Here is a 22560-nt window from a genome sequence, read left to right as displayed (position 1 = left end):
GGGGCGGGGCGGTCCGCGGGGCCCTGCCACGACTCGGTCCCCACGCCGTGGGCGGACACCGGGGCGGTCCGCGCGCGCTCGTGACGCTGGTCCGGATCCCGGGCTTCACGGGTCTCCGGCGGAGAACACGTCGCCGGAACCGTGCGTCGTCAGGTGCCGCCCCGATCAACCGCCCGGGCGCAGGTCGGCCAGGACTTCCCGGGCGGCTCTCGCTCCGGAGGCGAGGGCGCCCTGGAGCGAGCCCGTCGCCCGATGGTCGCCGCAGACGTAACGGCCCGGCGCGAAGCGGGTGGTGCGTGAGAGGGCCAGCGGCGGTGGCATCGCGGGCAGGGCGTCGTGGACCGTGACGCGGTGCAGGGGTTGCCAGGTGCTCGTGTCCGTGTCGTACGCCTCGCCGAGGGCGGCGGTGACGGCCGCCTCCTCGGCGGGCCCGGGGTCGCCGAGGACCGAGGTCGACACCAGCGCCCGGCCGTCGCCGGAGTAGAGGGGGTGGACCTCGGTGAGGACGCAGGTGTTCAGGAACCGCCGCCGCGCGTCGACCACGAGGGTCGGTTCGGGCAGCGGCGAGCGCTCGGCGGCGTGGTAAAGCGTCGTCACCGTCCGGCCGCTCGGCACGGCCAGGCCCGGCAGCAGCGCGCCCGCGGCGCTGTGCCCGGTGGCGACCACGACGGCTCGGGCCGGCAGTTCGGCGCCGTCGGCGAGGGCCACGCCGTCGGGGGTCAGCGTGACGACCGGTGTCCCCGTGCGCAGGACACCGGCGGGGAGGGCGGAGGCGAGTTGGGCCGGTACGGCACCGATTCCACCGGCCGGCAGGCAGAGGGTCCCCCGCAGCATGCTCCGCCAGACCAGGTGGAAGAAGCGCGCGGAGGTCTCCAGTTCGTCCTCCAGGAAGATCCCGGAGAGGAAGGGCCTCAGGACGCTCTCCACGATCTCGGTGGAGAGCCCGGCGTCGGCGAGGGCGGTCAGGGTCGTGGCGTCCGGGCGGGAGCGCAGCCACGAGGCGGGCATCAGCACGTCCCGCGCGGAGAGCACCCCGAGGGCGAGGAGGTCACGGGCGGAGACGCCCCTGACCGGCAGCGGGCCGTCGCCCGTGCGGGGACCGCGTGTGGGGTCGGTGAACCGGCGCGGCCCCCGGGGCGTGTGCGCCAGCACGCCCGGTGTGAACGGCCGCAGGCGCAGCGACCGGAGGTCCACGCGCCTCTTGACCTGCGGATAGGAGGTGTTGAAGACCTGGAAGCCCCGGTCGAGGGTGAACCCCTCGATCCGGTCGGTCCGCATCCGGCCGCCCACGGTCTCCTCGGCCTCCAGCAGACGCACGCTCACACCCGCGGCCACCAGGTCGGCCGCACAGGCGAGGCCGGACGCCCCCGCCCCGACGATCACCACGTCCGCGGCCCCACGGTCGGTCTGGCGCATGCCGTTCCCGCCTCCTGTTCCTCTTCCGCTTCCACCGCCCCGCCCCGCGTACCCGTCCCCAGCCGTGACGTTACGCGCAGGAGCCTCCGACACCACGGAGGACACGGCCTCGCGGAGGACACGGCCCTGCGGGGGCGACCCCCGCGGCGGAAGCGGCCGACGGCGAGCCCGGCGTTTGAGGAGCGCGTTCACGGACATCCGGCATTCCGACGGCAGGAGACCCGCTCCTCCTCTTCCGAGGGGGGCGCCACAGCCCCGTGCGGGTCGCGCAGCGGTACGGGGGAAGCCGTCGACGCACGAGGGAGGGGCCGGATGAGGACCACGGGAGCGGACGGGGACGTGCGGCGGCGGGGGCGCGGGAGGCTCGGGCGCGACCTGCTGCTGGCGCTCGGACTCGTGGGGACGGGCGTCGGCGGCCTGGCCCTCCTCGTCAAGACGGCGCACGCGGCGGTCGCCGTCGTCGTGGGGCTCGGCCTCCTCGGCGCGCTCGCCGTCGGGCTGGCCGCGGCCAGGAGGCGGGCGGCGCCCGCCCGGAGCCCCGGGGGCACGCCGGACGTTCCCGCCCCCGTCGCCGAGGTGCCCGACATCGGCTCGGAGGCCCTGGACCACGCGGCGGTCGACGCCGACGGCTTCGAACACACGGTCGCCGCGCTCTGCGCGCGGGACGGCTGCACCGCCGTGGAAGTCGTCGGAGGCGCGGGCGACCTGGGCGCCGACGTGGTCGCGGTCACGGTCGACGGCCGGCGCGTCGTCCTCCAGTGCAAGCACTACGCGCCGGACAACCGCGTGGGCTCGCAGGACCTCCAGCGGTTCGGGGGCACCTGCTTCACCGTCCACGAGGCCGACGTGGCCGTCGTCGTGACCACCAGCTCCTTCACCGCGCCCGCCGTCGAGTACGCCGCCCTGTGCGGGATCGTCTGTCTCGACGGGGAGGCACTGGCCGCCTGGACGGACCAGACCGCGCCACCCCCGTGGGACGCACCGGCCGCGGGGGCGGCCGCCGCCGTGCCGACCGCACGCAGGCCGGCGGCGCCACGTCAGACGTCGGTCACGGGGACGACCTCGGAGGCGTAGGCCTAGGCGTCGACGGCGGCGTCCGTGCCCGCCGGACCACCGGCACCGGTGCCGGGCGTGAGCCGGGCCCTCGGACGGGTCGTCGGCCGTGACGCAGGCAGGGGGCGGCGACGCGGATCGCCGGGGCGTCGGCATCGCGGCCGGCGTCGGTGACGGCCCGCCCCGCGGAGTCGCCACGACCGACGACGACGCGGACGGTCCCGTCGCCGAAGCCCTCGTCTCCCCCGTACGCGCCTCCGGACTCGTCCCCGTCGGATCCTCCGGTCCCCCTGGTCACCGGAACGCCGGCTCGGACTCCGACGTCGCCCGGGACTCGGACGAACCACTGCCGACCGCCGCCGGCAACGTGTCGATGAGCACGGTTCCCCTGACCCGCGCCTTTGGCCATACTGTCCAGTAACTTGCCGTGTCCCCGTACGGAACGGCTCCTGACGAGGGACGAGAGATGCCCGCTTCCACGACGTCCGCCCGGCTCCTCAGCGGCCTGCTGATCGGTGCCGGGGTCGCCCACTTCGCCGCTCCCCGGCAGTTCGACGCCCTCGTGCCCCGCAGCCTGCCCGGCTCGCCCCGGACGTGGACCCACCTGAGCGGCGTCGCGGAGATCGCCGTCGGCGCCGCGATCGCCGCGCCGTCCACACGGCGCGCGGGCGCGCTGGCCGCGGCCGGGCTGTTCACCGCCGTGTTCCCGGCGAACGTGAAGATGGCGTACGACTGGCGCCACCGCCCCGCCCCGCTCCGGGCGGCGGCGCTGGCCCGACTGCCCCTCCAGGTACCGCTCGTGCTCTGGGCACTGCGCGTTCGCCGGGCCGGGACGCCCGGCGGCTGAAGGTCCACAGAGCCTTCCGCCTGCGGAGGTTTCCCCCGGCTCACCTGCTTCCCCGAGGCTTCGGGTGGGCCGGGTCTCCTTGGTGCGCTTGCCGATGGAGCCGTGTCCGGGTGGCGGGCGCCCGTCGCGCGGAGGTGGTCTTCGATCCAAAAGCGAGGCGTTCGCCGCTCGGCGACGGGCGTGGCACAGGGCGGTTCGGAGGGCAGCGGTCCGCGCGGGGCCGGTGATTGTGCCGATGACGGGGTCGCGTGTCGCCCCCACAGTGGCGGGGCCGTCCCACGGCAGCGGCCCTCCCTTCCCCGGGGGGCCGTACCACGACACGAGAGGACGACTTCGTCGTGAAGCGATACCTTGCCGCGGCCTGTTCCGTCGCCGCCGGTCTCACGCTGCTCCTCGCCCCGGGTGCGGGAGCGGCGGCCGGCAATCCGTACGAGCGCGGTCCCGCGCCCACCGTGGCGAGCATCGAGGCGCTGCGCGGCCCGTACGCGGTCGCGCAGACCTCGGTCTCCTCGCTCTCCGCCGTCGGCTTCGGCGGCGGCACCATCTACTACCCGACGAGCACCGCCGACGGGAAGTTCGGCGCGGTGGCGATCTCGCCCGGCTTCACCGCCACGCAGTCGTCGGTCGCCTGGCTCGGGCCGCGGCTCGCCTCGCAGGGCTTCGTCGTCTTCGTCATCGACACGCTCACCACGCTCGACCAGCCCGACAGCCGGGGCCGCCAGCTCCTCGCCGCCCTCGACCACCTCACCCAGCGCAGCGCGGTCCGCGACCGGGTCGACGCCTCGCGGCTCGGCGTGATGGGCCACTCGATGGGCGGTGGCGGCACCCTCGAAGCGGCGAAGAGCCGGCCGAGCCTCAAGGCCGCCGTGCCGCTGACCGGCTGGAACACGGACAAGACCTGGCCCGAGATCAGCACCCCGACCCTCGTCATCGGCGCGGACGGCGACACGATCGCGCCCGTGGCCACCCACTCGGAGCCGTTCTACGAGAACCTGCCCGCCAGTCTGGACAAGGCGTACCTGGAGCTGAACGGCGCCACGCACTTCACGCCCAACACCTCGGACACGACGATCGCGAAGTACAGCATCTCGTGGCTGAAGCGCTTCATCGACGACGACACCCGCTACGACCAGTTCCTCTGCCCGCTGCCGCGGCCGAGCCTGACGATCGAGGAGTACCGGGGCACGTGCCCGCTGGGCTCCTGATCCCCGGCTCCCGTGCGCCCGTTTCCTGTGCGCGGGCACAGTCGCGGGCACGGGGGTCTGGGCGTCGGCCCAGACCCCCGTACGGCTCGGTTCCGGCCGCCCGCCGGGCCCGCTAGCGTCACGGGCGTGACCGCCGGAACCGGACCCGTCCTCCACGGACGGGACGTCGAACTCGCCCTCGTGCGAAGGATGTCGGACCCTTCGGAGAGCCGCGGCGGGGTCGAGCCGGTGGTCCTCGTGGCCGGCGGGCCCGGCGAGGGCCGGTCCGTCCTGCTCGCCCGGGCCGCCCGGGACTTCCCCGGCGCGGCGCACGTGGTCGGGGCGCCGCGCCGGCAGGTGCCGTGGAGCGCCGCGCGGGCACTGCTCGACGCGCTGGCGCCGTCCGGGGCGGCGGCCGGGCGGGCGGCCCGGCTCGCCCGGGGCCCGGGCGGCATCGCGGCGGCGCTCGCCGCCCTCTGTCCGCCGGGGCGGGGGCCGGTCCTGCTCTGCCTCGACGACTTCCCGCTGTGGGACGCGCACTCACGGGCCGCGTTCACGGCGCACTGGCGGACGCGGGGCCCGCGCGGGACGGGCCGGATCGGCTGGCTCGTGGCGTCCGCGCCCGGCCGGCCCCTGCCCGCCGCCGACGCGCCGGTCGTCCGGCTGCCGCGGCTCGACCGCACGAGTGCCCGGGCACTGCTCGCCGACGCGCGCGGGGGGCGCGTCGGACCGTCCGTGGCCGAGCGGCTCCTGGACGAGGCGGACGGGCACCCGGGCGTCCTGGTCGAGACGGCCCGCCGGCTCGCGCCCGGCGTGCTCGCCGGAACCGTCCCCCGGCCGCCGGGGCCACTCGTGGACGACGGCGCCCTGGAGACGGTGTACGGGGGCCTGCTCGGCGCCCTTCCGGCGGACGGGCGCCGGCTGCTGGGCGTGGTGGCGCGCGCCTGCGGCACCCCGGACGCGGCCGGGGGCGCGGGCGGGGACCGGAACCGTACGGACGCGGGCACGGCGCTCGCCCGCGCACGGGCCCTGCGGGTGCCGACCGAGGCCCTCGACGGGCTCGTCGCCGCCGGGCTGCTGCACCGCCACGGCGACGCGCTCGTCTTTCCCGACCCGTTCCTGCGCCGGGCGGCGGCCTGCCACGGGGACCGGCGCGCCGAGCCGGACCGGCGCCGGGACGGGGAGCCTGTGTCCGGGCGTGAACCGCGTCAAGAGGGCGACCCTGTGCCCGGACGCGACCCGCGCCGGGGTGAGGACCCGATGCCCTGGCGCGGCCCGCGTCGGGACGGCAGCCCTCGCCGGGACCCGGGCCTGCCCGACCCGCACGACCGGCACCGCGCCGATCGTCTCGGGCCTCCCCCGGCCGTCCGCGCGCGTTCCGCCGCGGCGCGGGGGCGGGCGCTCCTGACGCGCGGCTTCGCGGCGCTCGCGCGCGGCCCTGTCATGGACGCGCACGAGGCGTTCCTCCAGGCCGCGAAGGCGCTGCGGGACCGGGAGCCCGCCGAGGCGGCGGACGCCCGGTTCCTCGCGATGGAGGCCGCGTGGGCGGCGGGGGACGTCACCGCCTGTCTCGCCGCCCTCGATCTGACCCCGGCCGCCCCGGGGACGGAGCGGGCCTTCGCCGAGGGACTGCGGGCGGCGCTCCTGGTCCGCCCGGACCGGGCGCGCGCCCCGCTCGCCTCGGTCGTCGCCTCCGGCTCGGTCCGGGACGAGCCGAGGCTGCTGCTGCGGGCGGGGTCGGCCGCGCTGGTCCTCGGGGACGTGACGGCGGCGACCCGGCTGCACGGCAGGGCGCTGGCCCGGGCCCGGGCCGAGGAGCGGGCCTCGCTGCTGCCCCGGATCCTCGAACACCTCGCGTACGCCGAGCTGCGCGCCGGCCGGTACGCCCGCGCCGCGCACGCCGCCGGGGACGGGCTGCGTGCGGCGCGCGCGACCGGCCAGCTCAATTCCGCGGCCCACCAGCACGCCGTACTGGCCCTGGTGGCCTCGGTGACGGGGGACGAACCGTCGGTCGGAGAACACGCGCAGCGGGCGCTCGCCATCGGACGCCCGCACGGCCTCGCCCAGGCGGTGACGCTGGCCGAATGGGCGCTGGCCCGGGCGGAACTGGGCGGCGGACTCCCCGCCCAGGCCGCCGCGCGCCTCGCACCGCTGGTCCGGCCCGGCCCGAGCGGCGGTCACTTCGCGCTCCGCATGCTGGCCGTGCCCTGCTTCGTGGAGGCGGCGGTGGCCTCGGGCCGGACGGCGGAGGCGCGGGAGGCGACGGAGCAGTACGCGCTGTGGGCGGCGTTCGGGCTCGACCGGCCCGCGCCGGCGCAACTGGCCCGCTGCCGCGCCCTGCTGGCGCGGCACGGCGAGGAGACGTCCCGCTGGTTCGGCGAGGCGCTGCGCCGCCACGACGACGCCGGCAACGAGTTCGAGCGGGCCCGCACCCTGTTCGCGTACGGGACCTGGCTGCGTCGGCGGCGACGGCCGGGCGAGGCCCGCGGCCCGCTGCGCGACGCCCTGGTCACCTTCGAGCGGGCCGCCGCCGACGGCTGGGCCCGGCAGGCACGCGCGGAGCTCCGGGCGACGGGGGCCCCGGGCACGCGGCGGCCGGAACCCTCCGCCCTGGCCGGGCTGACCCCGCAGCAGCGGCGGATCGCCCGGCTGGTCGCGGACGGCGCCACGAACGAGGAGGTCGCCACCCGCCTCTCCCTGAGCCCCAGGACCGTCGACCATCACCTGCGCGGGGTGTACGCCCGGCTCCAGTTGCGTTCCCGGGTCGAGCTGTCCGCTCTGATGGCGGCGGCCGAGCGGTGAGCGGGCCCGGGCCGTCCGCCCGCGCCGCCCTCGTGCGTCACGCGCCGTCGGTCTCGACGATCCAGCCCCGACGGACCGTCCACGTCCTGCCGTCCGCGGTCGCTCCGCGCATGCCGTCCAGGACGCCCGGGCCCACCGCGGCCGGCAGGCGCGAGTCGCCCACGGACGCGAAGCCGAAGGTGCGGCCCGGGTCCCAGTCGGTGCTGTGCCGCAGTCGGCGGCTCATCTGGGCCCAGCCGACCGGGCGCGCGGCCACCACCCAGGCGTCCGGCTCGGGGTGGGTCAGCCGCTGGGCCTGGCGCAGCCAGGACGCGGCGTCCTCCGGCCAGTCGACGACGGCGGCCAGGGTCCCGCCGCTCGCCTGCCAGGCGTCGGCGAACGCCGCGGCGGCGGCCTGCGACGCGGGGTCCCGGCTGTGCCCCAGGGCGACGCCGCCGCCGCGGTGCCCGCCGGCTTCCAGGAGTGCGAGGAGCCGGTCGAGTTCGGGGCCGGTGTGGGGGCGGGGTTCGGGCCAGGGGGCGTAGTCGGAGAGGGCGGACGGGCGCAGTCGGGGGGAGGGTTCGTTCATGCGGGGATCCCGGTGCGCCATGCCGTGTGGCGGTCGGGGAGGCACACCGCGCACGGCCGGTATCCCGCGGCGACGGCGGTCGCCTCGTCCGCGAAGAAGACGCGGTGGCGCACGTAGTGGCCGCGGGCGATGTGCCGCAGGGCGGAGGGGCAGTCCAGCCGTCCGTAGATCCGGCCGCGCCGGTGGCCTCCGAACCGGCCGGCGGTGTCGCTGCGGCAGGGCCGCCCGTCGCCGCCGATCAGCGTGTAGGTGCGCGGCGGCGCCGCAGGATCCGTGCCGTCCGTCCGTCGTTCTTCCACACCCGTACTGTGCCTCGTCCCGGGGCGTTCGTACCGGCGGTTTCCGGACGTCGACGTCGTGGCCGCCGGCGGGTGGCCTCGACCGGCGCTTCAGCGGCGGGCGGCAGGCTTGCGCTCAGGGCGTCCCCGCGCTGCGGGGCCCGGCCCCGGCGTCCCGCGCGACCCGGCCGCCGCCGGGCACCGGGCCGCTCCCATCGACCCCGGGTTCAAGGAGTGACCGTCGTGCGAATCGCCGTGACCGGCTCGATAGCCACCGACCATCTGATGTCCTTCCCCGGTCGGTTCACCGACCAGCTGATCGCCGACCGGCTGGAGCAGGTGTCCCTCTCCTTCCTCGCCGACCGTCTCGACGTGCGGCGCGGCGGTGTCGCCGCCAACATCGCGTTCGGACTCGGGCGGCTCGGACTGACCCCCTGCCTGATCGGGGCGGCGGGCGTCGACTTCGCCGAGTACGGGGCCTGGCTGCGGGCGGCCGGCGTGGACACGGACTCCGTCAGGATCAGCGAGACCCTGCACACCGCCCGGTTCGTCTGCACGACGGACGAGGCGCAGAACCAGATCGCCACCTTCTACGCCGGCGCCATGGCCGAGGCCGGGAAGATCGACCTGGCCGCGGCGGCGGACCGCCGCGGCGGCTTCGACCTCGTGCTCGTCGGCGCCGACGCCCCGGAGGCGATGCTGCGCCACACCGCGACCGCCCGGCGCACCGGCATCCGGCTGGCCGCGGATCCCTCGCAGCAGCTCGCCCGCCTGGACGGCGCCCAGGCCCGTGAGCTGGTGGACGGCGCGCACCTGTTGTTCACCAACGCGTACGAGTCCGCCCTGCTGCGCGAGCGGACCGGCTGGGACGAGCGGGACGTCCTGCGGCGCGTCGGCACGTGGATCACCACGCGGGGGGCGGACGGCGTCTCCCTGGAGCGGGAGGGACGGCCCCGGCTGGACGTGCCCGCCGTCCCCACCGCGGAGATCGCGGACCCGACGGGGGTGGGGGACGCGTTCCGCTCCGGATTCCTCGCCGGTCTCGGCTGGGGCTGGCCCGAGGAGCGGGCGGCGCAGCTCGGCTGCGCGCTGGCGTCGACCGTGCTGGAGTCGGTCGGCACCCAGGAGTACAAGCTGGTCGCGGCGGACCTGATCGCGCGCGTGGAGCGCGCCTACGGGGCCGGTGCGGCCCGTGGGATGGAGCCGCGCCTGGCGGTCCTGTCGTGAGCGCGGTGCGCGAGGCGCTGGCGAGCGGCGCCCCGACGTTCTCGTTCGAGTTCTTCCCGCCCAGGACCGGCCAGGGCGAGCGTGCCCTGTGGAGCGCGGTCCGCCGCGTCGAGTCCCTCGCGCCCACGTTCGTGTCCGTCACCTACGGTGCCGGCGGCTCGTCGCGCGAGCGGACCGTCGAGGTCACCCGGCGCATCGCCGCCGAGACGACCCTGCGGCCGGTCGCGCACCTGACGGCCGTCGGCCATTCGGTGGCCGAACTGCGGTACGTCATCGGGCAGTACGCCGACGCGGGGATCAGGGACGTCCTGGTGCTGCGGGGTGATCCGCCCGGCGATCCGAACGGGCCCTGGACGCCTCACCCGGCGGGTTTCACGTACGCCAGGGAACTGGTCGAACTGGTGCGTTCGCTCGGGGACTTCACGATCGGCGTGGCGGCCTTCCCCGAGAGGCACCCGCGCTCGCCGGACTGGGAGAGCGACATCCGGCACTTCGTCGCCAAGTGCCGGGCGGGTGCCGACTACGCCGTCACCCAGATGTTCTTCCGGGTCGAGGACTACCTGCGGCTGCGGGACCGGGTGGCCGCGGCCGGCTGCGACATCCCGATCATCCCGGAGATCATGCCCGCCACAGACGTCCGGCAGATCCGCCGCTTCGCCGAACTGTCCCACGCCGCCTTCCCCGAGGACCTCGCCCACCGCCTGGAGAGCGCCCGCGGCGACGCGGCCGAGGGCCGTCGGATCGGGGTGGAACACGCCACCGCGATGGCCGGGCGCCTCCTCGCCGAGGGCGCGCCCGGCCTGCACTACATCACGCTCAACAAGTCCGACGCGGCCCTCGACATCCACCGCGCGGTGCTCCCGGCGGGGAGCACGCGGCGGCTCCGGGTCCGCTGAGCACGCCGGGGACCCCGTCTAGTCCGCTGAGCACGCCGGGGACCCCGTCTAGGCGGGGTCCCCGAACCAGCAGCCCAACGCCCCGGTCAGCGCGTCCGCGTCCCCGGCGCCGCCCAGGGCCGACCAGGCGATGTATCCGTCGGGGCGGACCAGCAGGGCGTCCGTGCCGATCGGCTCGGACGCCGTCGCCGTCACCACGTTCACCCGGGGGCGCCACGGCTCGGCGGCGCCGCGCAGCTCCTCCGAGTCGGTCAGCAGCAGGAGCAGCGGCCGTGCGTCGTGGAGGAGTTCGGCGAGGCCGGTGAGCGTGTCGCCGGTCTTCAGCAGGAGGTCGGGGGCGAAGCGGCCGGCGAGGGGGTCGCCGCGGCCGCCGGTGTCGTACGTCACGTCGACTCCGCTGATCATGCCGCCGAGGTACTGGTTGACGTCGTCGAAGTGCATCATCCGGGCGAAGAGGGTGCGCAGCGCGTCCATGCGGGGGTCGGGGTCCATCAGGGCCACCTGGGCGCGCACGTTCTCCAGGACCGCCTCGGCGACGGGCGCGCGCTCGGTCTCGTACGTGTCGAGCAGTCCGGGCGGCGCCCAGCCGTGCACCTCGGCGGCGAGTTTCCAGCCCAGGTTGACGGCGTCCTGCAGGCCCAGGTTGACGCCCTGGCCGCCGGCCGGGAAGTGGACGTGTGCCGCGTCGCCGGCGAGCAGGACCCGGCCGACGCGGTAGTACTCGGCCTGGAGGGCGGCGTCGCTGAAGCGGGTGAGGCCGCTCGGGGAGTCCATCGGCACCGGGTGGCCCGCGATCCGCTCGACCTCCGTCCGGAACTCCTCCAGGGTGACGGGCGCCCGCCGGTCCGCGTGCGGGCCGCGGAAGTCGTAGGTGCACACCCGGCTGCGTCCGAAGAGATTGAGCCACACCAGGGTCCAGCCGCGCGGGTTGCGCTGCCAGCCCTGCGGCGCCCGCGCCGGGTCGAGGAGGCGGACCTCCCCGATCAGGGCGCCGACGCGGGCGGGCGTGCCGGTGAACTCGATGCCGGTGAGCCGGCGGACGGCGCTGCGGGCGCCGTCCGCGCCGACCACCCAGGACGCGCGCAGGGTCTCCGTGGCGCCCCCGGGGCCGCGCACGGTCAGCCGCATCGCGTCCGGTTCCTCGTCGAGGCGGACGAGTTCGCGGCCGCGCCGGATGCGCGCGCCGAGCCGTTCGGCCTCGGCGGCGAACACCTCCTGTGCCCATGCCTGTGGGCTGCCCACCATCACGGGGCCCTCGGTGACGACCCGGCCGAGGTCGAGGTCGAACATGCCGGAGAAGTGGAAGGGCACGCGGCCGGTGCCCACCGGTGGGGCGGGCGGGCCGGGCTGCACGGCTTCGAGGAGTCCGCGCCGGTGCAGGGTCTGCGCGGTGCGGGCGTGCAGGGTGCCCGCCTTGGAGAAGCCGTCCGGCGAGGACAGCTTCTCCAGGACGGTGACGTCCACGCCCAGCAGGGCCAGTTCCCGGGCGAGCAGCGTGCCGACGGGCCCGCCGCCGACGACGGCGACCTGGGTGTCCACGGCTGGGCTGTTCGGCATGGGGGCTCCTGCGGGGTAGTCGGCACGGTCGGCACGCGCGCGGATGCTGTACGGGAGGAGGAACACCGGCCCGCTCCGGCGGGTTGCACCGGCGGGGCGGGCCGGCGGCGCCGGGTCAGGCGCCGGGCAGCCGCACCGACTGGCGGTGCCGGAAGACGTTGCCGGGGTCGTACGCCTGCTTGACGCGCTGCAGGCGGCGGTAGTTGCCCTTGTAGTACAGGGCGTGCCAGGGCGTGCCCGAGCGGTTGTGCTCCGGCAGGCCGAGGTCGGCGTCGGGGTAGTTGACGTAGCAGCCGTCGGTGACCGCGCCGGGGACCGGGACGCCTCCGGTGTCGGCGTACATGTCGGCGTAGAACTCGCGCAGCCAGCGCACGCAGTCCGCCTCTTCGGCGGGGTCGTCCCACCAGATCATCCAGGCCAGCTTGTACGCGGCGTCCCGGTGGGCGCTGGCCGTGGCGTCCTGGGGGACGGCCGAGACCTGGCCGGCGAAGGAGCTGAGCATGACCGAGCCGGTGGGGTTGCCGAGGTCCGTACGGGTCAGGTGGCGGTACAGCGCGGCCAGCTGGCGCTCGGGGAAACCGGCCTTCATGTACGCCGACTTGAAGTCGCTCTTCTGGGTCGGGTCGTTGGTGGTGGGGTTGGCCGTGCCGAGGTAGCGGGCGGCCTGGAGCCAGGGGAGGCGGCGCGGGGTGGCCAGGTCCGGCAGCGCGGTGAGCTCGCCCATCCGCGTGGTGACCGGCCCGTAGGAGGCGGTGACGCCGTCGGTGACCGCCGCGAGGAACTCGTCGTGCAGCCGGGCGGCGCCGGGCACGCTCGCGTCGACGTGGGTGATGAGGCCCACGGCTCCGTTGGAGACGTGGTTGAGGGAGAGCAGGCTGCACACGGCGGTCGTCGGGTCGTCGGGGGCGGCGTGCCGCACGTGCCAGTCCGCGTAGTTGCGGACGAGCCGGGTGAAGGACCGCTGGTCCAGGTCGGACCACTGCCAGGAGACGGCGCTGACGAGGACCTCCGGGGGCGGGGCCGGGAGCAGCCCGGTCGGGTCCGTGCCGGTCGCTCCGGGGCTGCGGAACCAGTAGCGGGTCACGACGCCGAAGTTGCCGCCGCCCCCGCCGGTGTGGGCCCACCACAGGTCGCGGTGCGGATCGTCGTCGTCGCGGGTGGCGACGACGGTGCGGACGGTGCCGTCGGCGTCCACCACCACGACCTCGACCGCGTACAGGTGGTCCACCACCAGACCGAGCTGTCGGCACAGCAGTCCCCAGCCGCCGCCGCTGACGTGGCCGCCCGCGCCGACCTGGAAGCACATGCCGGCCGGCACGATGACGCCCCAGGTGCGGTACAGGCGCTCGTAGACGTCGAGGAGCTGGGCGCCGGGCTGCACCACGAAGGCGTTCATGGCCGGGTCGAAGTCCACGTCCCGCATCGCCGACAGGTCGACGACCACCTGGACGTCGGGGGTGAAGACGAAGTCCTCCCAGCAGTGTCCGCCGCTGCGCACCGTGAGCCGCTTGCCGGTCCGGACCGCCTGCCGGACGGCGGTGGCGACCTGGGCGGTCGTCCGGGGGACGTGGACCGCCTCGGGCCGGCCGACGTAGCGCTGGTTCCAGCCCCGGACGAGGTCCGGGTAGCGCGCGTCGCCCGGGGTGACGGTCACCAGCGCGTCCGGCCGGGCCGCCTCCGGCAGGGCCGTCTCCGGACGGGCCACCGCCTGTCCGGCGGGCAGCAGCACTCCGCCGCCTATCGCGGCGCTCGCCGCGAGCACCCCCCGCCTGCTCATCTTGTCTCCGCCGTACGTCATCGGGCATCCCCTCCCACGGCCGCGTGCGGATCACGCGCGGATGCCGCCGACGCTAGGCATCCGGCGGACGGCTCCGCACTCCGCATCTTGCGGTCTGCCCGGCCCGGGGCACCTGGCTCGATTCTTCAGAGGCCACTGCGACAGTTCAGCCCGGGACCCACAGCGGAATCCCATCCGAACCCTGTGCCCAGGAACGAGGAGGGGTGTCATGTCGAGCATGCCGCTCACCGGTAAAGCGGTGCGCCTCGCGCGATTGTCCCGGCCGGGAGACGGCCGGTTCCTGTTCGTGCCGCTGGACCACTCCGTGTCCGACGGCCCCGTCGCGACCGCCGCCGATTTCGGCGACCTGGTCCGCTCCATCGCGGACGGCGGCGCCGACGGTGTCGTCGTCCACAAGGGCAGGGCCCGCATGATCGCGCCGGCGCTGCTCACCCGGTGCTCCCTCGTGGTGCACCTGAGCGCGAGCACCGCGCACGCCCCGGACGTCGACGCCAAGGTGCTGGTCGGGGACGTGGAGGACGCGGTCCGGCTGGGCGCGGAGGCGGTCAGCGTGCACGTGAACATCGGCTCCGACACCGAGGCGGAGCAGCTCGCCGACCTCGGCGCCGTGGCCGGGGCCTGCGACCGCTTCGGCATGCCGCTCATGGCGATGATCTATCCGCGGGGTCCCCGTGTGACCGATCCGACCGACCCGACGCTCATCGCCCACGTGGTGAACATCGCCGCGGACCTGGGCGTCGACATCGTCAAGACGGTGCTCGCCGCCCCGGACGAGCGGATGGCGGAGGTGATCGCCTCCTCGCCGCTGCCGGTGGTGGTGGCGGGCGGCGGCTCCACCGACCGTGACCTGTTCGAGTTCGCGGTCACCGCCATGGACCTGGGATGTTCCGGACTCGCCGTCGGGCGACGGGTGTTCACCGACCCGGAGCCCGAGAAGACGGTCCGGGAACTGGCCTCAATCATTCACCGCGGCGAGCTGGCGTCCGAGCCCGCGCCGCAGACCGAGATGGCAGGTGTGTTGTGAAGTTCGCCTGGATCGACCTCCGGACCGTGCCCGCCGAACACCGCGAGGCAGTCGTCGACGCCGCGATCCACGCGCGGGTCGACGGCATCGTGGACAGCGACCCGGAGCGCCTCGCCCTGCTGCCGAACACCGTCAAGCGCGTCCTCGCGCCGGGCGCGCGGGTCGGCGAGGAGCAGCCGGACGACCTGATCGTGCTGCGCGAGGTCGTCGACGCCGACGGTCTCGGCGCGCTGGAGAGCCGGCACCGCGGCGGTGACAAGGAGACGGCCGCCTGGGTCGACGTCGTCGACGACCCCACGCTGAAGCTCGCCTGCGACGCCGCGCGCGCCCTTCCCTACACCGTGGTGGAGTTCAAGGACCCGACGAAGATCCCGCTGGAGATCGTCATCGCCGCGGCGGACGCCTCGCCGGGGCAGCTGATCTGCCAGGCCGCCGACATCGAGGAGGCGCGGATCATCGTCGACGTCCTGGAGAAGGGCTCCGAGGGCGTCCTGGTGGCCCCGCGTTCCGCCAACGACGTGTTCGCGCTGGTGGAGATGTTGCGCGAGAAGACGCCCGACCTCCAGCTGCAGACGCTCACGGTGGAGTCGATCGAGCACCTCGGGCTCGGCGACCGGGTCTGCATCGACACGTGCACGCACTTCGAGAAGGACGAGGGCATGCTGGTCGGCTCCTACGCGCACGGCTTCGTGCTGTGCGTGAGCGAGACGCACCCGCTGCCGTACATGCCGACCCGTCCGTTCCGCATCAACGCGGGCGCGCTGCACAGCTACGTGTTCGGGGCGGACAACCGCACGAACTACCTGAGCGAGCTCAAGGCCGGCAGTCCGGTGCTCGCCGTCGGCGCCGACGGCCGCACCCGCCGCATCGTGGTGGGCCGGATCAAGCTGGAGTCCCGCCCGCTGCTCGGCATCAAGGCGGTCTCCCCGGAGGGCGTCGAGGTCAACCTGATCGTGCAGGACGACTGGCACGTGCGGGTGCTCGGCCCGGGTGCCGCGGTGCTCAACGTGACGGAGCTGAAGAAGGGCGACCAGGTGCTGGGTCACGTGGCCACCGACAAGCGCCACGTGGGCTGGCCGGTCGGCGAGTTCTGCGTCGAGAAGTAGGCGACAGGCGTCCGGGGCCGCCCTGGCGGCGGCCCCGGCGCCGCGGCGAGGGAGCCGGTGGAGGCGATGACACGACGGTCCTGGTGGGGCGCCGAACTGCTCGGCCGCCACGCCGACGACATGGTGTGGGCGCGTGCCGCGGACCGCGAGGTCACGTACGGCAGGCTGCGCCGCGAGACCGCCTGGCAGGCCGAGGTGCTGGCGCGGCACGGCATCCGGGCGGGGAGCACGGTCGCGCTGTACGGCAACGCGAGCTTCACGAAGCTGTGGACGCTGTTCGCGCTGTGGTCGCTCGGCGCCCAGGTGGTGCTGGTGGAGCCTCCGTCCGACCCGCGGCCGCGGGGACTCCCGCCCGGGGCGGGGCGGGTGCGGTTCTCGGTGTCGCTGGGCGAGAGCCGCGGGCGGCCCCACGACTTCGTCGACGAGTGCGAGGTGCTGGTGCGCCGCCACCCCGGCGGCGGTCCGGGCGTGGGCGGGCACTGCCTCGTGCAGTTCTCGTCGGGGACCACCGGGCGCCCCAAGGCGGTCGGCAGGAGCCCGCGGTCGCTGCTCGACGAGCTGGGGCGGCTCGCCGCCCTGGAGGGCATGCCGCGCCGGGGCGAGCGGGTGGCCGTGCTGACGCCGCTCACCCATTCCTTCGGGCTGATCGCCGGGGTGCTGCACTCCCTCGCGGTGGGCGCGACCCTGGTGATGCCGGTCGCCCGCACGGCGCGGGCGACCGTGCGGGCGGCGGCCGACGCGCACGTGGTGCTCGGCGGTCCGCACCACTTCCGTCCGCTGACGCGGTCCGAGCCCGGGGGGCTGCCGCTCCTTCGGCTGGCCGTGTCGAGCGGTGACGCCCTGCCGCCCGAGATCGCCGCGCTGTTCCGGGGCCGGCACGGGGTGCGCGTCGGCCAGGCCTACGGCACGACCGAGACGGGCATCGTCGCCGCCGACCTCACCGGCCGCTTCGGCCCGGCGAGCATCGGCACGCCGGTGCCCCGCACCCGGGTCCGCGTGGTCGGCGGCGTGCTGGAGGTGCACGTCCAGGAGTCCCCGTACCTGTACGACGACACTCCCTGGGCGGGCGGCTGGATGTCCACCCGCGACCTGGTCACGCGCGATCCCGGCACCGGCGCGCTGCGGCTGCGCGGCAGGGTCCAGGGCGTCGGGGACGCCTCGGTCGACCTGCTGCGCATCGAGTCGGTGCTGCGGGCCCACCGGCACATCACGGACGCCGTCGTCCTCGGGGTCGGCCCGATCGAGGCGCACGTGGCGAGCAGCGCGGAGCTGGACCGGGACGAGCTGCGCTCCTGGTGCCGGCGGTTCCTCGGCGGGGCGCCGGTGCCGGACCGCTACCACCTGGTGCGGGAACTGCCCCGCACCTCCGGCGGCAAGGCCGTGCGGGACCGCGGCGTGCTCCGCCGGCACCGGGCGCACCCGCCCGGCGCGTGCCGCTGCGTCAGCTGGTGAGCCGCTCCGGCGGCCGAGGGTCGCGGCCGCCGGAGCGACGCGGGAGACGACCTCACGAACGAGTGGAGAGAGACGAGGCATGACGGTGACGACGACCGCCGCGACGCGGTACACCGGTGACGAGGCGCGCTGGCAGGCGGTGCGGGACCGGGACGCCGGAGCCGACGGCCACTTCCTCTACGTGGTCACCACGACCGGCGTGTACAGCCGTCCGTCGTGCACGGTGCGGCTGGCCCTGCGGGAGAACGTCCGGTTCTTCCCGTCCCCGGAGGCCGCCCGGGCCGAGGGCTACCGTCCGTGCCGCCGCTGCCGTCCCGACGACTCCGACCGGCACGCCGTGGCGGCCGAGGCGGTGGCCCGGGCCTGCCGGATCATCGACGAGGCGCCGCTGCCGCCGAGCCTCGACGAACTGGCCCGCCAGGTGGGCTACAGCCGCTTCCACTTCCACCGGCTGTTCAAGTCGTTCACCGGGATCACGCCGCACGCCTACCTGGCGGCGGCGCGGGCCCGCCGGGTGCGCGAGGCTCTGCCGCTGGCGGGGACGATCGCCGACGCGGTGTACAGCTCGGGGTTCAACTCCGGCGGTCACTTCTACGCGGCGGCGCCGGAGATCCTGGGCATGACCCCGAAGGCGTACCGGGCGGGCGGCGACGGCACGGACATCCGGTACACGGTGGTGGGTTCGTCGCTGGGACCGGTGCTCGTCGCGGCGACGGACAAGGGCGTGTGCGGGGTGCTGACGGGGGACGACGCGCCGGCGCTGCTGCACCGGCTCCGCACCATGTTCCGGCAGGCCCGGCTCGTGCCCGCGGACGCCGCCGTCGCCGCCGCCGTCGCCGCGGCCGTGCGCGAGGCGGAGCCCCCGCAGCTGGGACGTGAGCTGCCGCTGGCCGTACGGCGGTCCGCGCTCGCCGTGCGGATACGGCGCACGGTGCCGGCGCCCGCCGCCCCGGTCGGGTAGCGCCGGGCCGGGGCGACGCGGTCCGGCCCCGTCCGGCTCGCCCGCGGGAGCCCCCGGCCCGGGGCGCTCCAGGTCAGCCCGGGGAGCGGGACTCCGCGTCGGCGGCGGCCGGCTTCCGGGCCGCCCCCGCCGGGCGCAACCGCCCCGACGCCCAGGTCGCCGGCAGCGCCACCGCGCACACCAGGAGTCCGGTGAGCACCGCGTCCCTCGCACCGCCGTGCGCGACGGCGGCGCCGCCGGCCACCGCGCCGGCCGCGATGCCGGCGTTGACCGCGGACGCCGGGAGCGTCGAGGCGAGGTCACGCCCGGGGCCGGCCAGCAGCCCGACCCGGTACTGCAGGGCGGGGACCAGTCCGAACCCGACCACCCCCCACAGCACGAGGGCGAGGGCCACCGCCGCCCAGGACGCCCCGGCGGCCCAGAGCACCGCCAGCGCCGCGACCAGGACGAGGTTCGCCGCCACGAGGGTGCGGGCGGCGTCCCGGTCCGCGGCCCAGCCGCCCGCGAAGGTGCCGGCCGCCGTCGCGGCCCCGTACGCGAAGAGGAAGACGGTCAGCCAGGTGCCGGACACGCCCGTGACGTCCTCCAGGAAGGGCGTGATGTAGGTGAACGCGGCGAACTGGCCCCCCATCAGCAGGAGTCCGACGCCGAGCACCGCGAGGACCCGGGGCGCCAGCGCGTGCCGGGACTGCGACCACAGGCCGCCCGTGCCCGCGCCGTCGACCGGCGGGACGCACACGGCCGTGGTCAGCAGCGCCAGGGCGCCGAGGACCACGATGGCCGTGAACGCCGCGCGCCAGCCGAGGTGCTGGGCGGCGAGGGTGCCGAGCGGGACGCCGAGCGCGGTGGAGACGGCGATGCCGCCGAAGACCGCGGAGATCGCGCGTCCGGTCCGCTCGGGCGGCACCAGGGCGGCCGCCACCGTGAACGCCGCGCCGAGGAACAGGCCCTGGAGCGCCCCGGTGAGGGCCCGGGCCGCGAGCAGCGTGCCGAAGTCCTGGGCCACGGCGGCCAGCAGGTTGCCGGCGACGTAGCCGGCCAGGGACGCCCACGCCAGGGTGCGGCGCCGGAACCGGATGGTGAGCGCCGTCAGCAGCGGGCCGCCGGCGCAGATGCCCAGCGCGTACGCGGTGACCAGCGCGCCCGCCGTGTCCACGGACACGCCGAGGTCCCCGGCGACGAGCCTCAGCAGGCCGACGACGACGAGCTCGGCGCTGCCCATGACGAAGGTGGCCAGGAAGAGGGCGGCGAGGGCCGGGCCCGGTCGCCGCCGCGCCGGGGAGGGGACGGAGGTCATGTCAGTGCCAGAAGTTCTTCCTGGCGCCGCGCAGGTCCTGGAAGGACTCCAGGTCGGGCACCGTCCATCCGTCGAGGTCGTACTCCTGGAGGCACTGCTCGGCGAATCCCTTGTACGCGTCGAGCTGACCGGTCTCCATCTGGGTCGTGTAGATGTCGCTGCGCACCGCCTCGTGGTTGCCGGAGTAGTTGCGCTCGTACAGCTCGTGCCGGCCGCCGAACTCGGTGCCGACCGCGTCCCACAGCAGCTTCATCAGCTTGACGCGGCTGACGGCGTCGTAGCCGTTGGAGCCGCGCACGTACTTGTCGAGGTACGGGCGCACCTCGGGGTTCTTGAAGTCCTCGGCGCTGGAGTTCACGTAGATGAGGCCGCTGGCGACGTCCTGCTCGATGATCTCCTTGATGCGCGGGTATCCGATGGTCATGAACCAGCGGTAGGCCATGCCGTACTCCAGGCGGGGCAGCAGGGCCCCGTCCTTCCACTCCTCGGGGTTGCGGGCGGCGGCGTCGGTCAGGGCCCAGAACATGTTGCGCCAGGCGAGCACCTCGCCGATCCGGGCCTGGATGCCGCGGAAGTCCTTGGTGCCGGTCATCTCGACGGCCTTGGCGAGCAGCCCGGCGATGAAGTCGATCTTCACGGCGAGGCGGATGCAGCCGTGGAAGGTCAGGCGCGGGATGAAGCCGGACTTCGGGGCGAAGCCGTTGACCTGGTCGACGTCTCCGTAGAGGAAGACGTTCTCCCAGGGGATGAGGACCTTGTCGAGGACGAAGATGGTGTCGTTCTCGTCCAGGCGCGAGGAGAGGGGGTAGTCGAAGGGGCTGCCCATGACGGCGGCCGTCGCCGCGTAGGAGGGGCGGCAGATCAGCTTGAGGCCGGGCGCGCCCATCGGGATGGTCGCGACGAGCGCGAACTGCTTCTCCTTGAGCGGCAGTCCGTAGTGCGAGATGAAGTTGTAGTGGGTGATGGCCGAGCCGGTGGCGACGACCTTGGCGCCGCTGACGACGAGGCCGGCGTCGGTCTCCTTCTCCACGTGCACGAAGACGTCCTTGACCTCTTCGGACGGACGGTGCCGGTCGACCGGGGGGTGGATGATCGCGTGGTTCCAGAACAGCACCTTCTCCTGGGACTCGCGGTACCAGCGCAGCGCGTTGTCCTGGAAGGGCGCGTAGTAGTCGGAGTTGGCGCCGAGCGTGCCGAGGAAGGCCGCCTTGTAGTCGGGGCTGCGGCCCATCCAGCCGTAGGTGAGGCGGGCCCACTCGGCGATCGCCTCGCGGTCCTCGACGACGTCCTGGACGCTGCGCGGGGTGCGGAAGAACTTGTGGGTGTACCCGTCGCTGCCGGTGTCGGTGCGGGTGGTCAGCACGTCGCGGCGGGCCGGGTCGTGCAGGGCGTCGTACAGGCGGGCGGTCATCCGGGCGGGGTTGGCGAACGCCGGGTGCTTGGTGACGTCGTCGACGCGTTCGCCGTAGATGTACACCTCGCGGTCGTCGCGCAGGCTCTCCAGGTACTCGTCGCCGGTGAGGGGGCGGGTGGTGCGGGGAGCCGGTGCGGAGGCGGAGGCGGAGTCCTCGCCCTGCTGCAGCGTCATGGTGTGTCCTTGTCCGGTCGTGACGGTCAGTGGCCCAGGGGGATGTGGAGCGCCGCGGTTCCCGACGACCACGCGCCGTCCGCCGGCCCGTCGAGGGTGCCCGCCCACACGTGGTGGCCCGGTGCGGTGTCGAGGAGGCGGAAGGCGCCGCCGTGGAAGACCAGCGGCTCCGCGTCCCGGGTCGAGAAGCCCCGCACCCGCCCGACGTGCAGCACGTGGTCGCCGCCGTCGTACGCGGCCCAGGGCACGCAGTCGAGGTGGGCGGCGGCGCCGGCCAGGCGCGGCCCCGCCGCGTCGTGCTCCCAGGACACGGGGGCGTCCGCCGGCCGGGGTCGGCCCGCGAAGCGCAGGGCCAGGTCCTCCTGGTGCGCGGCGAGGATGTTCACCCCGAACGACGGCGCGCCCGTGAGCAGGTCGCACATCCGGCTGCGCCGGTCCAGGGACACCATCACCAGCGGCGGGTCGAGCGAGACGGAGGTGAACGAGCCCACCGTGGCGCCGTGCACGCCGGCGTCGTGTGCGACGGTGACCACCGTGACGCCCGTGGCGAAGCGGCCGAGGCAGTCGCGGAAGCGGCGTTGCGGGTCGCCCATCGGCTCTCCTCGGAAGAAGGGAAATGAACCCTCGAATTCGGCGCTCTGTCAGGCGCATTGTGCCGGTGGCCGCTAAAGGATCGATCGAGGAGGGCGGCGGAAATTTCCGCGCAATATCCAGGAGACCGGAAATGATTGACATCGGTGCGCGCGGACGCCTGTAATTCCTTCTCGGATTCGAGTACCCGACACGAGGTGGCCATCATGAGACTCCAGGTCGAGTTGACCGACGCACTCCAGGACTACGTCGCCGAGGTCTCGCTGCGCGAGCCCGACCTGCTGCGCGCGCTGCGCGAGGAGACCTCGCAGCTCCCCCTGCACCTGATGCAGATCTCGCCCGAGCAGGGTCAGTTCATGCGGACCCTGCTGAAGGCGACCGGCGCCCGGCGCGCGCTGGAGGTCGGCGTCTTCACCGGCTACAGCCTGCTGTCGACGGCGCTCGCGCTGCCCGCCGACGGCCGGGTGGTGGGTCTCGACATCAACGAGGAGTGGAGCGCCATGGCGCTCGACTACTGCAAGCGGGCCGGGGTCGCGGACAAGGTCGACCTGCGCGTCGGCGACGCCCGGGCCTCCCTGGAGCGGCTGCTGAAGGAGGAGGACGCCGCCGGCACCTTCGACTTCGTGTTCATCGACGCGGACAAGGAGAACTACACGGCGTACTACGAGTACGCGCTGGAGCTGCTGCGCCCCGGCGGCCTGGTCGTCGTCGACAACGTGCTGTGGCACGGCGCGCTGCTCGACGAGTCCGCCCAGGACTCCGAGACGCGGGCGCTGCGCGCCTTCAACCCGCGGCTGCGCGACGACGAGCGGGTGGAGCTGAGCGTGATCCCGTACGCGGACGGGCTGACGTTCGCCGTCAAGCGCTGAGTTCCGCACCGCGCGCGTGAAGGCCGCCCCGGGAGCGCCCGGGGCG

The 22560-nt window shown here is 75.1% G+C and carries 20 protein-coding genes; 12 read left to right on the top strand and 8 right to left on the bottom strand.

The genetic code is table 11. The features are described 5' to 3' along the window. Window positions 1-165 precede the first annotated feature (165 nt). Entirely contained in the window at window positions 166-1416 is a 1251-nt protein-coding gene (locus tag IE245_RS18120) for an NAD(P)/FAD-dependent oxidoreductase (RefSeq protein WP_189948744.1), read from the bottom strand. Window positions 1417-1728: 312 nt separating this feature from the next. Between IE245_RS18120 and IE245_RS18115 the strand changes: the two genes are divergently transcribed. From IE245_RS18115 to IE245_RS18095, 5 genes are all read left to right on the top strand, one after another. Continuing rightward, window positions 1729-2490, top strand: a complete 762-nt coding sequence (locus IE245_RS18115; RefSeq protein WP_189948742.1) for a restriction endonuclease — start codon at window positions 1729-1731, stop codon at window positions 2488-2490. Between the two features lie 88 nt (window positions 2491-2578). Next, window positions 2579-2890, top strand: coding sequence for a hypothetical protein (locus IE245_RS18110; RefSeq protein WP_189948740.1), 312 nt, complete (start codon window positions 2579-2581; stop codon window positions 2888-2890). 45 nt (window positions 2891-2935) lie between these two features. Further along, window positions 2936-3316, top strand: a complete 381-nt coding sequence (locus IE245_RS18105) for a DoxX family protein (RefSeq protein WP_189948738.1) — start codon at window positions 2936-2938, stop codon at window positions 3314-3316. Window positions 3317-3654: 338 nt separating this feature from the next. After that, window positions 3655-4521 carry a bis(hydroxyethyl) terephthalate hydrolase gene (gene bdeA / locus IE245_RS18100; protein ID WP_189948736.1) on the top strand — a complete coding sequence of 289 codons (867 nt, stop codon included), beginning with the start codon at window positions 3655-3657 and terminating at the stop codon, window positions 4519-4521. A gap of 126 nt (window positions 4522-4647) precedes the next feature. Continuing rightward, window positions 4648-7302, top strand: a complete 2655-nt coding sequence (locus tag IE245_RS18095; protein WP_189948733.1) for a helix-turn-helix transcriptional regulator — start codon at window positions 4648-4650, stop codon at window positions 7300-7302. 37 nt (window positions 7303-7339) lie between these two features. Here IE245_RS18095 and IE245_RS18090 read toward each other — a convergent pair whose 3' ends face one another. Further along, window positions 7340-7870 carry a type 1 periplasmic-binding domain-containing protein gene (locus IE245_RS18090; RefSeq protein ID WP_229851352.1) on the bottom strand — a complete coding sequence of 177 codons (531 nt, stop codon included), beginning with the start codon at window positions 7868-7870 and terminating at the stop codon, window positions 7340-7342. Further along, entirely contained in the window at window positions 7867-8169 is a 303-nt protein-coding gene (locus IE245_RS18085; RefSeq protein ID WP_189948729.1) for an Ada metal-binding domain-containing protein, read from the bottom strand. The genes IE245_RS18090 and IE245_RS18085 overlap by 4 nt, the downstream gene beginning before the upstream one ends. Before the next feature lie 222 nt (window positions 8170-8391). Here IE245_RS18085 and IE245_RS18080 point away from each other — a divergent pair, with 222 nt between their 5' ends. Then, complete coding sequence (locus IE245_RS18080) at window positions 8392-9375, top strand: carbohydrate kinase family protein (RefSeq protein WP_189948727.1); 984 nt, start codon at window positions 8392-8394, stop codon at window positions 9373-9375. After that, window positions 9372-10271 carry a methylenetetrahydrofolate reductase [NAD(P)H] gene (metF, locus tag IE245_RS18075; RefSeq protein WP_189948725.1) on the top strand — a complete coding sequence of 300 codons (900 nt, stop codon included), beginning with the start codon at window positions 9372-9374 and terminating at the stop codon, window positions 10269-10271. Before IE245_RS18080 ends, metF begins: the two co-directional genes overlap by 4 nt. A 48-nt stretch (window positions 10272-10319) precedes the next feature. Here the strand turns inward: metF and IE245_RS18070 are convergent, their stop codons facing one another. Together IE245_RS18070 and IE245_RS18065 are read right to left on the bottom strand one after the other, a co-directional pair. Continuing rightward, on the bottom strand, window positions 10320-11828 hold the full coding sequence (locus IE245_RS18070; RefSeq protein WP_189948723.1) for an FAD-dependent monooxygenase: 1509 nt from the start codon (window positions 11826-11828) through the stop codon (window positions 10320-10322). A 115-nt stretch (window positions 11829-11943) separates the two neighbouring features. Next, window positions 11944-13626 carry an FAD-binding oxidoreductase gene (locus IE245_RS18065; RefSeq protein WP_229851351.1) on the bottom strand — a complete coding sequence of 561 codons (1683 nt, stop codon included), beginning with the start codon at window positions 13624-13626 and terminating at the stop codon, window positions 11944-11946. A 217-nt stretch (window positions 13627-13843) separates the two neighbouring features. On the opposite strand from IE245_RS18065, the gene IE245_RS18060 reads away from it, so the two are divergent. From IE245_RS18060 to IE245_RS18045, 4 genes are all read left to right on the top strand, one after another. Continuing rightward, window positions 13844-14650, top strand: coding sequence for a 2-amino-3,7-dideoxy-D-threo-hept-6-ulosonate synthase (locus IE245_RS18060; protein ID WP_189948963.1), 807 nt, complete (start codon window positions 13844-13846; stop codon window positions 14648-14650). Further along, complete coding sequence (locus IE245_RS18055; protein ID WP_189948720.1) at window positions 14647-15756, top strand: 3-dehydroquinate synthase II family protein; 1110 nt, start codon at window positions 14647-14649, stop codon at window positions 15754-15756. Before IE245_RS18060 ends, IE245_RS18055 begins: the two co-directional genes overlap by 4 nt. A gap of 66 nt (window positions 15757-15822) precedes the next feature. Further along, a complete protein-coding gene (locus IE245_RS18050) occupies window positions 15823-17208 on the top strand; it encodes a class I adenylate-forming enzyme family protein (RefSeq protein WP_189948717.1) in 1386 nt (461 codons plus the stop codon). Window positions 17209-17287: 79 nt separating this feature from the next. Then, on the top strand, window positions 17288-18169 hold the full coding sequence (locus IE245_RS18045) for a bifunctional transcriptional activator/DNA repair enzyme AdaA (protein WP_189948715.1): 882 nt from the start codon (window positions 17288-17290) through the stop codon (window positions 18167-18169). 73 nt (window positions 18170-18242) lie between these two features. On the opposite strand, the gene IE245_RS18040 is transcribed toward IE245_RS18045, so the two are convergent. The 3 genes from IE245_RS18040 to IE245_RS18030 are packed head-to-tail and all read right to left on the bottom strand — an operon-like array spanning window position 18243 to window position 21647. Next, window positions 18243-19466, bottom strand: coding sequence for an MFS transporter (locus IE245_RS18040; RefSeq protein WP_189948712.1), 1224 nt, complete (start codon window positions 19464-19466; stop codon window positions 18243-18245). A gap of 1 nt (window position 19467) precedes the next feature. Then, window positions 19468-21054, bottom strand: coding sequence for a 4-hydroxyphenylacetate 3-hydroxylase family protein (locus IE245_RS18035; RefSeq protein WP_189948710.1), 1587 nt, complete (start codon window positions 21052-21054; stop codon window positions 19468-19470). A 26-nt stretch (window positions 21055-21080) separates the two neighbouring features. Continuing rightward, window positions 21081-21647, bottom strand: a complete 567-nt coding sequence (locus tag IE245_RS18030; RefSeq protein ID WP_189948708.1) for a flavin reductase family protein — start codon at window positions 21645-21647, stop codon at window positions 21081-21083. Window positions 21648-21851: 204 nt separating this feature from the next. On the opposite strand from IE245_RS18030, the gene IE245_RS18025 reads away from it, so the two are divergent. Next, complete coding sequence (locus IE245_RS18025) at window positions 21852-22514, top strand: class I SAM-dependent methyltransferase (RefSeq protein ID WP_189948706.1); 663 nt, start codon at window positions 21852-21854, stop codon at window positions 22512-22514. Window positions 22515-22560: the final 46 nt, after the last annotated feature.

Origin of the sequence: Streptomyces roseolus, assembly GCF_014649855.1 — a bacterium.
Classification (GTDB): Bacteria; Actinomycetota; Actinomycetes; order Streptomycetales; family Streptomycetaceae; genus Streptomyces; species Streptomyces roseolus.
This window is presented reverse-complemented; position numbering and strand designations above follow the sequence as displayed.

Excerpts from the sequence above, each read along its gene's own strand:
- IE245_RS18120 (WP_189948744.1), bottom strand. The coding sequence starts at position 1,416 with ATGCGCCAGACCGACCGTGGGGCCGCGGACGTGGTGATCGTCGGGGCG.
- IE245_RS18115 (WP_189948742.1), top strand. The coding sequence starts at position 1,729 with ATGAGGACCACGGGAGCGGACGGGGACGTGCGGCGGCGGGGGCGCGGG.
- IE245_RS18105 (WP_189948738.1), top strand. The coding sequence starts at position 2,936 with ATGCCCGCTTCCACGACGTCCGCCCGGCTCCTCAGCGGCCTGCTGATC.
- IE245_RS18090 (WP_229851352.1), bottom strand. The coding sequence starts at position 7,870 with ATGAACGAACCCTCCCCCCGACTGCGCCCGTCCGCCCTCTCCGACTAC.
- IE245_RS18070 (WP_189948723.1), bottom strand. The coding sequence starts at position 11,828 with ATGCCGAACAGCCCAGCCGTGGACACCCAGGTCGCCGTCGTCGGCGGC.
- IE245_RS18065 (WP_229851351.1), bottom strand. The coding sequence starts at position 13,626 with ATGACGTACGGCGGAGACAAGATGAGCAGGCGGGGGGTGCTCGCGGCG.
- IE245_RS18060 (WP_189948963.1), top strand. The coding sequence starts at position 13,844 with ATGCCGCTCACCGGTAAAGCGGTGCGCCTCGCGCGATTGTCCCGGCCG.
- IE245_RS18050 (WP_189948717.1), top strand. The coding sequence starts at position 15,823 with ATGACACGACGGTCCTGGTGGGGCGCCGAACTGCTCGGCCGCCACGCC.
- IE245_RS18045 (WP_189948715.1), top strand. The coding sequence starts at position 17,288 with ATGACGGTGACGACGACCGCCGCGACGCGGTACACCGGTGACGAGGCG.
- IE245_RS18040 (WP_189948712.1), bottom strand. The coding sequence starts at position 19,466 with ATGACCTCCGTCCCCTCCCCGGCGCGGCGGCGACCGGGCCCGGCCCTC.
- IE245_RS18035 (WP_189948710.1), bottom strand. The coding sequence starts at position 21,054 with ATGACGCTGCAGCAGGGCGAGGACTCCGCCTCCGCCTCCGCACCGGCT.
- IE245_RS18030 (WP_189948708.1), bottom strand. The coding sequence starts at position 21,647 with ATGGGCGACCCGCAACGCCGCTTCCGCGACTGCCTCGGCCGCTTCGCC.
- IE245_RS18025 (WP_189948706.1), top strand. The coding sequence starts at position 21,852 with ATGAGACTCCAGGTCGAGTTGACCGACGCACTCCAGGACTACGTCGCC.